The organism is Actinomyces sp. oral taxon 181, from assembly GCF_018370895.1.
Taxonomy (GTDB): Bacteria; Actinomycetota; Actinomycetes; order Actinomycetales; family Actinomycetaceae; genus Pauljensenia.
In genome coordinates this window covers 39,521-51,832 of sequence record NZ_JAGYZL010000002.1, presented here as the reverse complement: position 1 = coordinate 51,832, position 12,312 = coordinate 39,521, and the positions used below count along the sequence as shown (strand labels likewise).

At 55.8% G+C, this 12,312-nt stretch carries 11 protein-coding genes; 2 read left to right on the top strand and 9 right to left on the bottom strand.

Annotated elements, in window-relative coordinates; all coding sequences use genetic code 11:
- Positions 1 to 13 precede the first annotated feature (13 nt).
- Positions 14 to 892 carry a hypothetical protein gene (locus tag KHW85_RS01160; RefSeq protein ID WP_291458446.1) on the top strand — a complete coding sequence of 293 codons (879 nt, stop codon included), beginning with the start codon at positions 14 to 16 and terminating at the stop codon, positions 890 to 892.
- Between the two features lie 6 nt (positions 893 to 898).
- On the opposite strand, the gene KHW85_RS01155 is transcribed toward KHW85_RS01160, so the two are convergent.
- Both KHW85_RS01155 and KHW85_RS01150 read right to left on the bottom strand, forming a co-directional pair.
- Positions 899 to 1,261 carry a hypothetical protein gene (locus KHW85_RS01155; protein ID WP_291458445.1) on the bottom strand — a complete coding sequence of 121 codons (363 nt, stop codon included), beginning with the start codon at positions 1,259 to 1,261 and terminating at the stop codon, positions 899 to 901.
- Entirely contained in the window at positions 1,261 to 1,839 is a 579-nt protein-coding gene (locus KHW85_RS01150; protein ID WP_291458444.1) for a GNAT family N-acetyltransferase, read from the bottom strand. Before KHW85_RS01150 ends, KHW85_RS01155 begins: the two co-directional genes overlap by 1 nt.
- 379 nt (positions 1,840 to 2,218) lie before the next feature.
- Between KHW85_RS01150 and KHW85_RS01145 the strand changes: the two genes are divergently transcribed.
- The gene (locus tag KHW85_RS01145) at positions 2,219 to 2,863 is read left to right on the top strand and encodes a GNAT family N-acetyltransferase (protein WP_291458443.1); all 645 of its coding nucleotides are present in this window, start codon (positions 2,219 to 2,221) and stop codon (positions 2,861 to 2,863) included.
- A 119-nt stretch (positions 2,864 to 2,982) separates the two neighbouring features.
- Here the strand turns inward: KHW85_RS01145 and KHW85_RS01140 are convergent, their stop codons facing one another.
- The 7 genes from KHW85_RS01140 to KHW85_RS01110 form a co-directional block, all read right to left on the bottom strand.
- Positions 2,983 to 5,379, bottom strand: coding sequence for a hypothetical protein (locus KHW85_RS01140; RefSeq protein WP_291458442.1), 2,397 nt, complete (start codon positions 5,377 to 5,379; stop codon positions 2,983 to 2,985).
- A gap of 82 nt (positions 5,380 to 5,461) precedes the next feature.
- On the bottom strand, positions 5,462 to 6,514 hold the full coding sequence (locus tag KHW85_RS01135) for a hypothetical protein (RefSeq protein ID WP_291458441.1): 1,053 nt from the start codon (positions 6,512 to 6,514) through the stop codon (positions 5,462 to 5,464).
- A gap of 54 nt (positions 6,515 to 6,568) precedes the next feature.
- Positions 6,569 to 7,558: a hypothetical protein gene (locus KHW85_RS01130; protein ID WP_291458440.1), complete on the bottom strand. Its 990-nt coding sequence runs from the start codon at positions 7,556 to 7,558 to the stop codon at positions 6,569 to 6,571.
- Positions 7,559 to 7,614: 56 nt separating this feature from the next.
- Entirely contained in the window at positions 7,615 to 8,835 is a 1,221-nt protein-coding gene (locus KHW85_RS01125; protein WP_291458439.1) for a hypothetical protein, read from the bottom strand.
- Positions 8,836 to 8,943: 108 nt separating this feature from the next.
- A complete protein-coding gene (locus tag KHW85_RS01120) occupies positions 8,944 to 9,972 on the bottom strand; it encodes a hypothetical protein (protein ID WP_291458438.1) in 1,029 nt (342 codons plus the stop codon).
- A 9-nt stretch (positions 9,973 to 9,981) separates the two neighbouring features.
- Positions 9,982 to 11,211, bottom strand: a complete 1,230-nt coding sequence (locus KHW85_RS01115; RefSeq protein ID WP_291458437.1) for a hypothetical protein — start codon at positions 11,209 to 11,211, stop codon at positions 9,982 to 9,984.
- 93 nt (positions 11,212 to 11,304) lie between these two features.
- Positions 11,305 to 12,282, bottom strand: a complete 978-nt coding sequence (locus KHW85_RS01110; RefSeq protein ID WP_291458436.1) for a hypothetical protein — start codon at positions 12,280 to 12,282, stop codon at positions 11,305 to 11,307.
- Between the last annotated feature and the right edge of the window lie 30 nt (positions 12,283 to 12,312).

The window sequence follows — 12,312 nt, the reverse complement described above, 5'->3', positions numbered from 1 at the left end:
AAAAGAGACAAGAATGGCCCAGAGGAATGTTGAAGGCGAAGACGAGCTCGTTGTCGAGCCGATCATCGAAGGTGAAATCATCGAGGAAGACGGTGCTGTCTCCCTGGTTTCTGAGGCATCTTCAGACCAGGATCAGCAGGCCTCGGTCTACGCGGTCTTCTTTCTAAAGAAGCTCGTTCGCCTGCGGGGAGTGCGGATCTCACGCGAGGACTTCTTGCGCCAGGAACTGCGAAAGCTTCATCTAAGTGATGCCGAGATTGAGTGTGCTATTGCCAGCAATCCACTCTCGGCGGGAGTTTCGCGCAAGTCTTTGGACAAACTGGCAAATGACGCGATCTCATTCGAAACGAAGAAATCTACCGCGCTCTCTTTTGCTGCAGGAATCCCCGGTGGCTTCGCGATGCTCGGAACCGTTCCTGCCGACCTCACTCAGTACTACGTTCACTCGCTGCGAATCATGCAAAAGCTTGCCTACCTGTACGGGTGGAAAGAATTCTTAACGGATTTGGACGATGTCGATGATGAGACGATCGCTCAAATGGGCCTCTTCTTCGGCGTCATGCTGGGAGTTGCGGGAGCTGCGGAGTCACTACGCGACTTTGCGCGAGTGATCGTTGCGCCGGCTATCGAAAAGAGGATCGCGCGCAAAGCCCTTATGAAGACAACGTGGTATCCGGTCGTCAAGAAGTCTCTGAAGTTCATTGGTGTTTCAGTCACGAAACAGAGTATGGCAAAAACCGTGTCAAAGATCGTTCCCTTGATCGGCGGAGTGATTTCGGGTGGCATGACCTTCGTTTCGCTTCAAACTCAGGCCAATCGACTCAAGCAGCACCTGCGTCAGCTCCCTCCTCCGGGTCTCGATGCCGCGGAGTGGAAGCAGGCTAATAACTGAGGCCTTCTACTTCCCTCGAAACACCCTCCACGCCCCGCGAATCAAAGGAATCTGAAGCGGTAGTCGAGCATACGCAAGTGCCTGTGCGGCCGCAGGCTTGCCTTCCTTGCGATAATCCATGGCCATCTTGATGTTTGCAGGGAAGACGGCAACGTACAGTGCGCTCGCGGCCAAGCCAGCCAGTCGCCTCGTCAATGGAAGCGCAAGGCCAGCGGCAATTGCCAACTCGGCAGCGCCGCTTGCCAAAGTGTACGTTCTCGCGTTTCCCGGGAGACTACGGGGCACAATTGCGTCATAAACCTGCGGCGCCTTGAAATGCATAACTCCTGCTCCGGCGAGCAAAAGTGCATGCCAGTGTGCTGTCTTCATTAGGACTCCTGAACCGCGGCATCGCGCCGCAAAATGAACTCGCGGTCAGCGTGATCGCCAACCATAAATGAATACTCTCCGACCTTCGTGAAACCGTAGCGACCGTACAGCCTCTGTGCGCCGTAGTTCTCGCTCCATGCGCCAATCCACAGTGTTCGCGGCCCGTCTGCCTCGAGCCAATTCAACGCATGCTCAAGCATCCGGGAACCGCGCCCGCCGCCTTGGTATTCCCGTAGCAAATACAGGCGTTGCACTTCTCCGTCACCCTCCTTGACCTCGGGGTGGGGGAGGTGTGCGGGGCAAACGGTCACGTAGCCAATCAGTTTGCCTTCCGAGCCCTCGTCCACATGCGCGGGGGAGGGAGCGCTCTCGGCGTCCATGGAAAGCTCCTCGAAAAGCAACCAGGTCGGGCGCTTCGGATCCGCAAGCTCTGCGCGAAGGACCTCGGGGGAGTAGGCCTCGTGAATAAAACGATCAAGGTCGTCGGGTGCATAGAGGTGGCCAAAAGTCTGCGTGAAGCACGTGGACGCAAGCGCGGACAGAGCGTCTGCATCTTCGAGTGTTGCGCGGCGCAGCATAACTTTCCCTCCTCGGGCTAGCCGATGACCATCAGTACGGCCCCAGCACACATACTAGCGATCCCCAATAGGTACCGTCCCGAGACGTGTTCACGCAACATGAGTGCTGAATCGTGGCCGTGGATTCCGAGCTTCGCAAATACAGCGGTGATGCCAGCGAAGAATGCCGAACCTCAGGCAAAGAGAAGCCACATATTTTCAGGTTAGCGCTAGGAAGGATGATCGGAAACCCGCCTGAAATTTCCTCAAAAAATTCCCGATACATTTATGAATGCAAACTGTTGCGAGTGCGCTGTTCTGCATTCATACTGACTCTAGAAAGTACGGGTGCAGGTTGATGCAGTAGCGTCAAAACCTCAGTATCCACTCATACTCAGACATGAGGAACCGACGATCGGGGAAGGCCATGCACGTTTATTCTGCGCGCGAAGATCAGGTAGATAAACTCGCTGATCTCGCGGGTGCAGCCTTCGAAAATTACCCTCTTCACACGGCGGTGAAAGGGCTACTTGCTGAACCCGAAAAGTTTCCCGACTGGATTCGTGATCTCCATGGCGTCATGATTCGCGTATTCGTGCGTTATCACACGGTTTTAGTCTTAGAAGATCAGGGGAAAATCCTTGGCGTTGCGCTGCTGAACCGCCGCCCGCCAGGGCTGCTTGAGTACTTGCGCTACTGCAGGCCACTCCTTGGATACATGCGCTTTGATCGCTTGGTGCGTTTCTTCTCTTTTACCGAGGCCGCCGATTCAGTTGTCCGCAAAGCATCGGATTTTCAGTGGTTCCTGACGGTGATCGCGGTTGATCCGGAATTTCAACACCGAGGTATTGGCAGGCTTTTCCTCGAACGTGGGATTGAAGGATATATCCGTTCCCATGGAGGAGGCTGCCTCGCATTTATTACCTGTACCCCAAGGAATGCACACTTTTATTCGAGTGCGGGATACAGAATCGTTGGCGAGCACTCGGTGTCATTAGACGGGAACGATGTGCCCGTGTGGTCTTTTGAGAAGGTAATCGAGTAGAGGTCTTCTGGCGCGTTCTTAATGGAGGGAAGAACGCGTTAAAGGTTTCTACAAAGAGGTTGAGGGCTTGGTATCACGTGATACCAAGCCCTCAACCTATCCTTGAGCTCACTCGCTCATTATTGCTGCGTGGGTCCCTGTGCCCAGGGGTTTGGCTGCTGGCCTTGCTGCCATTGCTGTCCTTGAGCGGGCTGCTGGCCCTGCTGCGGTTGGCCGGGCTGGCCAGGCTGCCCATTCTGGGCGCCCTGACCGTTTTGAGGCTGCCACTGCTGCCCCTGTTGCTGTCCGGGGCCGTAGGGCTGCTGTGCGGGTTGTCCACCCCACTGCTGTGCCTGCTGAGCGGACTGTCCCTGCTGCCACTGTTGCCACTGCTGGCCTTGCTGTTGTCCAGCTCCGTAGGGCTGCTGTGCGGGTTGTCCGCCCCACTGCTGGCCCTGCTGTGAAGCAGGTCCGTAGGGATTGCGAGAAGGCTGGCCGCCCTGCTGCCACTGCTGCTGAGCTGGAACCTGACTTTGCGACTGCCATTGCTGGTTCTGGCCGGGCTGCTGGCCCTGTGCAGGTTGCTGTCCCCACTGCTGAGGAGCACCGTAAGGGGAGCCTTGAGCCTGGGGCTGCTGGCTTTGTTGCGGAGCCGGGGGAACAACACTTTGACCGCGGAAGCTCATACCTTGCTGTTGCTGCTGTTGAGGAGGAAGCGGCTGCCCCCATTGCTGACGAGGCGCCTGCTGCTGGCTGGGAATGGGAGCATATCCCTGCTGTCCCCATTGCTGCGGGGCAGGTTGCTGCTGTTGTGGCCGTTGTCCCCACTGCTGCGGGGCAGGTTGCTGCTGTTGCTGCGGCCGTTGTCCCCACTGCTGTGGTGCTGCAAGAGGAGCACTTTGAGGTGCTTGGGTCTGTCCCCATTGCTGCGGAGCAGGTTGGGGCGCGGGGGACTGAGCAGGCTGAGGCTGCGTCCACTGCTGCTGCGAGCCTTGCCTAGGCTGTGACTGAGCAGCTGGTGCCTGGGTAGGTTGAGCCTGGGTAGCTTGCACAGAAGGAGCCGGTGCGGCTGGCACCTGAGTAGCTTGCGTAGAAGCAGTTGGTGCTGGAGCAACTGGTGCAGGGGTCGAGGCCGCTGCAGCCGCTTGCTCGTCCACGTGGGCCTTTGCCTGTGCGGGTTCAGCTGTCTGTTGTACGGAAGGTGCCGATTGCTTCGGTGTTTGAGCTTCGGGCTGGGAAACCGCAGAATGACGGGCGGGCGAAGGCTCTGACTTCGGTGCCGGAGGAATGTGCACTGCAGGTGCCTGGGGCTGTTTCTGCGGTGCAGCGGCTTGTGTTGCCGCCGCTTGAGACTGCGTTGCGGGGGCCTGAGTCTGAGGCTGCGCGGCCTGTTGCTGAGCAGGCGGAACGGCAGCCGGGGCAGCAGCGGCTACGGGCTGAGAAGTAGCCTGAGCTGCAGGGGCCGCGGGCTGAGGCGCAGGAGCTGCAGGTTGAGTAGGAGCCTGGAAAGTAGCGGGAGCGGCACTCTGAGGAGCTGTGCCCAGCGGAGCCGAACCCTGAGGAATCGCACCGGGTGCGCTGCTCTGCTGACGAGCTGCCTTAGCTGCTGCCTTTGCACGCTTTCGCTCATCGCGCTCGCGACGCTTATCCTCACGAGTTCGTTCGCGCCTCGACGAAGCTGCTGCCTGTGCCTGTTCGTCTCCCGATGCTTGGTCAGCATCCTTAGACGCGGAAGAAAGGCTGCGAAGAACGAAAATAACGAGTGCTCCAACCACCAAGACACCGGCTACAACGCCACCGATAATCCAGATGAGTGACGATGAGGACGAAGAAGAAGTCGGAGTCGAAGGAGCGGTGCGGTTGCGGTCAGGCGCACTTGGTTCAGGAGCAGGCTCGGGCAGTGGGCTGAGGGTAGGAATATCAGTTCCAAATTGCCCATTCACTGTCGCGGGGCCCTCATAGGACTTCGTCTTTTTACCGTGGACTGCCACCTTTCCGGTGGGCTTTTGCCACGTCACGATCTGGTTAACCGGCGAGTATTCGTCGGTGCCACGCTTTGCGCGGTCTTCATCGTGGAACTGGGCACCTTCGGAGGCAGTATCAAGATCGAATACCAGTGGGCGGACATTGATGAAACCAATATCGCGCTGGCGGCCCAGGAAGTCAGTTTCTTTCATCAGCTGGTCTGCGGAATAGACCAAGGTGAAATCGCCCTGCTCGGTCAGCGAATAGTACTTTCCGACGGCATCTCCGCTTTCGAAGGGAGGGAAGACCGAGCATCGGGTGAAGTTATCACCCTGTGCGAATTCGATGCGGTAGTCGCCGTTCCCATTCGAGAAGGATTTACATTTTCCCTCATCGATTTGCTTGGAACGGTCGTAGATATCGAAGGCCTTGCCGACGCTTCCCTTGTTATAGACGCTCAAAGTCACGGAGACAGTCAGATCTGAATTAGCTGCGTGTGCTGTCGTTGCTGTTGGGAGCACGAGCGCTCCGGCAAGCACAAGTGCGGCTGCCGTCGAGTACAAACGCTTCATTGAGACATCCTTCGAAATTGAATCAAGCTGCTGCAAGCATATCGAATTGTTTTAGTGTGGCAAAAATGCTGAAGCAGAGTGCTTAACTAGTCGGCGGTCCGTAGGGATTTCGCGGTGAATCCCCATGAGCTCCGGGGAATTCAGTGGATGCGGAACCCGGTTTTTCGAAGTGTCCCTGAGCATCGCCTGTTGTATCTGTTTCACCTTCCCAATCCGTTGCGAAAGGATTTGGGGAAGTGCGAGCAGATGGCCCCATCGTGCCTGGGATAGAAGAGGAACTGAAGGGGGACGGAGGTGTGGGAGTCTTCGTTTTGGCCTTGCGCTTCAAACGTCTGTCGAACCATGTACGCAAGATGATGATCACAGATGCCGGAAATAAGATGCCCACCGTCAGCGCCAGAACCAGTCGAGTGAATGATCCGGGGGACGAGGACGATTCTGATTGAGTCGTGGGTGAACTTGTAGCGGTAGCCCGACGCGCATACTGAGCATCTTGAAGATTTGTTGGCATGGGGACTGCAACAACCCCATTGAAGTTTTTACGTTCGATGGTGTGGAAATCCTTCGCTTTTTCTACAATTCCCTCAGCAGCAAAGGTGGGTGTGTGAATATTTAGCCACTCCACGGTACTGAAGTTGGGGTTACTGTCATCCATCTGAGCGCCGCTACTGGTTTTAATGAAACGCATGTAAAACCCTGAAAGCGTGACACTCTGACGTGAAACGACTGTATTTTCGGGAAGACCCAAAGACAGCTTCTCCAAGGTCAGTGGTGAAGTAGCGAATGTTAACTTCCCGTCTTCGTCGATGCCGACATAGGGATTCGCGTATCGGTTAAATTCCGTGCGGATCGTGCAATCGTTCGAATATGTTGCTTGAGTAAAGGTCACCGAGGACCAATCCAGTGCAACGGGAGAAGCCTGGCAGGACTCTTCAGTCAGCGTCTTCGAGAAATCATGCACCGTTACCTGATAGTTGACCGAATTTGGTTCCCGAATTGTGAAGACTTCCTCAATTTTTACTTCGTTTTCTGCGCTATAGCCGGGGGTAGCGGTGAAAAGCGACAGTGCGATGGCAGAAGCGCACACAGCCGTCCCAGTCTGCAGGCGGTGAAGTAGTCGGTGATAGGGGTGCATAAATTTCCTCAAGGTGAGCTTAGATTCAAGGATGTGCGAGCGGTAACGGTCGATTTAAGCCGAAGGACTACGCCACTCCGAATCGAAAGGATTGTGAGGTTCTTGAACAGTCGGGGTAGGCGTGGGGGGTGTCGAAGACTGAGCTTGGTAGTCGGAGGAGGCAAGGGGCCCCGCCTGAGTCTTATTTCGTTCTAGACCCTTCTTCAGTATCCACCACATGCACCACACGAAAAAACCCCCCAGTCCCACGCCGATTACGGGGTTGATGACCCGGTTGATCAGCCACTCAAGACTAAAGGGTGATGGCGAGCTTGCTGTAGACGAAGGAGTGTATGAGCTAGCTGTAGACGAAGGAGTGTATGGCGTCGGCGCAGCAATGGTGCGTGTATGCGGGAAATCTGTCATTTCGGTCGGTACTGGAACAGCCGTAAGCTCGTTGAAATCTTTGCGCTCAATCGGGTGGGAATAAGAAGAAGAACCTTGGATATATCCCTCGGCACCGACAACCGAATCGAAGTCATTAATCCATCTCACGGAATCTTTGATGGGGTTGCTCTCGACAAGTTCCGAGCCTTTCGTGGCCTTTGTGATGGTCAGGTAGCCTCCGGTAAAGTCAACTCGACGTGCTATCACGGAAATGTCTTCGGGAAGCCCAAGGGAAAGGTCTTTGAGCTCCAGTGGAGCCGCAGCAAAGGTCACCTTTCCATCCTGATCGACGCCAACGTACGGATTCGTTGCACGCTTAAAATCCGTAGTAATTTCGCATTGGTTCAAATATGAGTCATCGGTGAAGCGAGTCTGAGACCATTGCTGGACCTTGGGAGACGCGTCGCAAGCGTCTTGGGTGAGCGTCTTTGAATAGTCGATAACTGTAATGGTGTGGCTGACATTGCCGTCCGACAAAATAATGAAAAACTCTCTGATCTCCGCCTGATTGCGAACAGCATGAGTGGGCGTTGCCCCGAATAAGGAACAGGAAATCATGAGCACACAGGCCGTAATGCTGAGCAAAATGCGGTTTCGTCTGGAAGTAGATGTCCTCATGAGTAATTCCTTAGTTTTTCTTGATGTTTTGCTGCTGTGACCCCGTGCATCCGGGGTCATTCCTCCGGTGGCGCAAAACGATTGCGTCCCTCTGAGGCTTTGCTTGATGAAGTTCCGCCCTGCGCGGAAGGAGAATACCCGAAAGGATCATCCGCAGCCTCGGCTGCCGATGCTGCCTCGGGAATCGAAGGAATGTCCGGGGTGCTGGACACAGACTCTAAGGAGAAGGGATTGTGTCCAAGCGGGGTAGGGGATGGGGAGGGCTCGGGATGGGGGAGCGCTGTGGAGGCCTCGGCCTCGGCCTCGGTAACAGGCTGAGAACTCACATCAAAAAGATTCTCTGAGCTTGCCTGGGCAGGCGGTCGAGCTGGCTCGTAGTACTGGGGAATACTGAGTGGCGACGGCTCTGCTTTCTTTTGCTTCTTCTTCTTTTTCTTTTTGAGCGAGTCAAAGCCCCAGACAATCGCGATAAAGATGATGGCTGCCGGAAGGCCACCGTATTTTTGAAGCGAACTCAAGACGGTGTCGAAAAAAGAAACGACGTCAGGCGTGGAGCTTGAATTCTGAGAACGTGTTGTACTCCGCGGTGTGGCTTTGGTGGGAGCCGAGGTCGCTTGATTGACGGTCGTGAGGTCGCTAGGTACATCAACTGGTGAAATATCCCCGAGCTTCATGCGGCTAATCGGGTGGAAATTTGAGGGCACCTTGAGCGTGCCAATAGCTGCGACGGGAGCATTTACTGCATCGCCGCTCCACTTAACAATAACCCAGTGATTAAAACCACCGTCAATATTACCCCCTGATGAAAGCTGGGTAACTGCGGCGTTCGGTGCGCTGAAAGTGATCGAACGCATGCCCTTGAAATCTGTATCTGCGGGGAAAGAAAGATGGAGGTCCTCAGGGGCTACCGGGCGTGCGGCAAAGGTGAAATCGCCCTGTTTATTGATCGCTAGGTAGGGATTATCACCCACGATCGTTGCGCTAATCCTGCAATATGACAGGTTTTTGTCGTTTGAGAAGGTTGTTTCCGCGCTGGCTTTCGACTGGGGTAGAGAACGGCATGCCTCTTCGGTCATGGTTTGAGAAGAATCAATAATGTTGAGCTCATATTTGATGAATCCGGTGTCTCCGAAGATGACGCTCTCGCCAATGGTGACATAGGCGCTGTCAGCGAGTGCAGGTGTCGCCATCAGCGTGGAGGCGCTACCAGCAACTAGGAACGTGCAGGCTGACATGCCCAGCAGGCGCGCCACGCGTCGCATCAGAGTGGATCGCATATGAGTCCTTCCAAGATCATTGCCGAGGCTGTGGCCAGTCTAGTGGGAGTGTGCCCTCCTGTGTGGGGTGAGGTCGAGGAGGACTCCAGCTGTATCGGTAGAAAACGTTCAGTTCTTTGGCGGCTCAAACGGGTTGTGCCAGCCGCTTGAAGAAGGAGAAGGCAGTTGCGTGCCAACGGAGGGCGAACCCTGGTAGGGCGAAGCGGGTGCTGATCCTGCCTGTGGGCCCATGCCGGTCGGCGTATAGGGGCCTCCGGGCGCCGCTGAGCCATATGGTTGGGGGATCGACACTCCGGCTTGGTATGAGGTGAAACCACTTTGGTAGTAGGCGGTCTTCTTTTTATTCCTGCGTGAAATCAAAACTGCAGAAATAAGCACGAGAACGACGATGATGAATAAAGAGGAGAAGAGAACCAAACTCATTCCCGGAGTTCCAAAGAAGGTGCGCCCTAGTGCGCCGGTTCCTGTATCGCTGGACGGGGTTGTCACATTGGGGGCCTGAAGATCAGTGGGCACTTCAACAGCGCTAATGCCGTTAAAGTCCTCGCGTTCTTGAGAGTGGAAACGGTCGTCGATTTCCACCGTTCCTTCGGCAGCGACCACTGCTTCAGAAACCTCATCCCAGTGAACGGTGTCGCCAGAATCATCGCGACGCACCGAGGCGCCTTCGCTCACACGTGATGTATTCAGGTTCCTCCCCGTCAAAGAAAAGCGATGCGAAGAAACAACGGTATTGCTGGGAAGACCGAGGTTGAGGTCTTCAATTTTCACTGGTTTCGTAGCGAAAGTGAGGTGCCCACTTGAATCAACCGCCACATAGGGATTTTTGTGTCGGTTGAAATCGGTTTCGATGCGGCAATAGTTGTAAGAAGAATTGGCTTCGAATTCGACAACCGACCACTGTTGAGCCAAGGGGACTGCCTCGCAGGCAGCTTCGGTCATAGTTTGAGTGCGGTCAAAGATCGATAGCTCGTATTGGGAGCGTCCGCTATTTCGTGCGTAAACGCTTTCACTAATCGAGACCTCTTGCTCTTCTGCATGAGTAGGGGCGGGCAAACCAATCGTGACAAGGAATCCACATGCAAAAGCGCAGGCAAGGAAAGAGCGCGCTGTGGGCCTCGGGAAAGAAGAAGGCATCAGATACTCCTAGAGGGAATTTCGCCAGTCGGTCGAGTACGGGTCTGGTGCTGAATCGGCGGCTTCCGCCGGACTTGCCGCTGGAGGCAGGGAAGAAGTGGGATCAGGGGAGGGCGCATAGGGGTTGTACGGCTCCGAGGAGGTAGCAGGCGAGGGCGAAGTCGGAGTTTGCGAGGCCGAGGCCGGCTGTGGCTCGCTGGGCGCGGGGCGGGGATCGGTGGGCACAGTCCCGTGCGGCATGCTCGTTGAGGAGGCCTGCGATTCTGTTGAGAACCCGCTGGTAGAGGCATCCTTTCCGCGAACGCTGAAGGGGCTTGGCGTCTGTGAAGAGACTCCCGGCGTGCTGTGGGAGGGAAGCGGTGTAGGAACGCGTACTGGGAATCCGCCGCTCTGGTATTTGTTCTTGCGACGTCGGCGAGCGGAATACCTTGTTATAAACGTCGCGCCGCCAAATACGACGATCGCTGGGAGCAAGCGAATGATCAATTGCCCGAGGCCGGATGTCATTCCCGAGGAGCCTGAGCTTGAACGCGTTGACGTCGAAGAAGGGGATGGGCTGTTAGAGCTGCTTGAGTTTGCTTTGACAGTAGAGGAAGCGTCTTTCAGATTTCCGGGCATATCAACGGCTTCAATACCTTGAAAGGTCTTGCGTTCTTGGGTGTGGAAATCGTTGTTGACGTCGATCGTCCCCTCAGCAGCGACGACATCCTTTCCGATATTTTTCCAGGAGACGTTATCACCTGTGCTGTCCAGGCGGGTTTCCGCTCCCTCCTTCACCCGTGTCGCGTGGAACCCGCGCCCCGAAAGGCTCACGGACTGGTAGGTGAGAGTCGCGTCCTCGGGAAGTTTAAGACTGAGGTCTTCAAGTGCGATGGGGCGAGCGGCAAAAGTTACAGTTCGATTCTGATCGACAGCTACATAGGGATTCACATGGTAATTGAAATCGGTTTCGATGGTGCATCGAGTTGAGGTTGGTGAGGCGCTGAAGGTGACGCGAGACCACTCCAATGCCACGGGGAGAGACTCGCAGACTTCCTCGCTGATGAAGTTGGACTGCTCGATGAGTGAAAACTGGTGAGTGACACGTCCGTCAACTCGGATCCAGAAAGTTTCGGAGATACTGAAACGGTGGCCGGCTGCATGAGCTGATGGGGCATTGATCACTGGCACAGCCATCGCCAAAGCGCACATGCCGGCAAGAGAGAAGGACGCAACTCGGTTCGTCAAAGGGAAAGACATGTCATGCTCCTATGAGGGGTTAACTGCCGTCGGGGCGACCGCGGCTGCGCGCGGTCGCCCCGAAAAGTATTCACGACTGAGAGCGAGCGCTGCTCAGGCTTGTGGGTATTGGCCCGGCTGCTGGCCCTGCTCAGGGTATTGGCCCGCTTGGGGCTGCTGGGGTGCCTGCGGGTACTGTCCCTGCTCGGGGTACGGCTGTCCTGTGGGTGCCGCGTACTGGCCCGGCTGGGGTGCCTGCGGGTACTGTCCGGGTGCGGGGTATTGGCCGCCCATGGGCTGGACGGGGTATTGGCCCTGTGGGTATTGTCCGGCCTGGGGCTGGGCCTTCTTACGGTTGCTCATGACAACGAATGCGCCAATGCCGCCGATGACAATGACTGCCAGGACCAGCAGGAGGATTCCCCTCGAGCCGGAGGAAGAGGAAGAAGAGGTGGACTCAGGTGTCGAGGATGCTTTGCTGGTGGAGTCGGAGTCTGCTGAGGCGCTGCTTGTTGAGCCGCTCTTCGCTGTGGAAGAAGCAGCTGCCTTGCCGTTCGTGCTGCCTTCGACCTTGACAGCGGTCTTGACGTTCGACCACGTGACCGTACCCGTTGACTTGTCGATCGTACCGCCATTATCGGCAGAACTGGGAACCATGCCGCCAGCAAACTTCGCAGTCACCTTCCCAATGCTGTCAAAGTTGTAGCCGGGGAACATTTCAGGCAGGAGCTTCAACACGACATCAGACTCGGAAGTGAAGGTGAAGTTGTTTCCAGAGACCTCCAAGAACTCATTGATATCAGTGTCGTTGGCCTGGCTGATCACGTCACAGACGTTAACTGAGCCTTCTGTATGGAACTTGGTGCTGAGCTCTGGGTTATTGGTTGAAATTACGTTGCATGTTTGCTCTGTCATCAAAGTTTTTGAGCTGTCCCTATAATGCTGGATGTAGCTCAACTGAGTTGCAGAGGTGAAATCGTAGGTCTCGTCCAAGCCGAGACGCGGTTCGTCAGCGAAAGCAGGGCCTGCTGCCAACGCAAAAGAGCTTGCAATGGCAAGGATGCCGATAGCTCCAATTGAGCGTCGTTTCATGGGAGTTCCTTTGTTTAGAGGGTATGTATT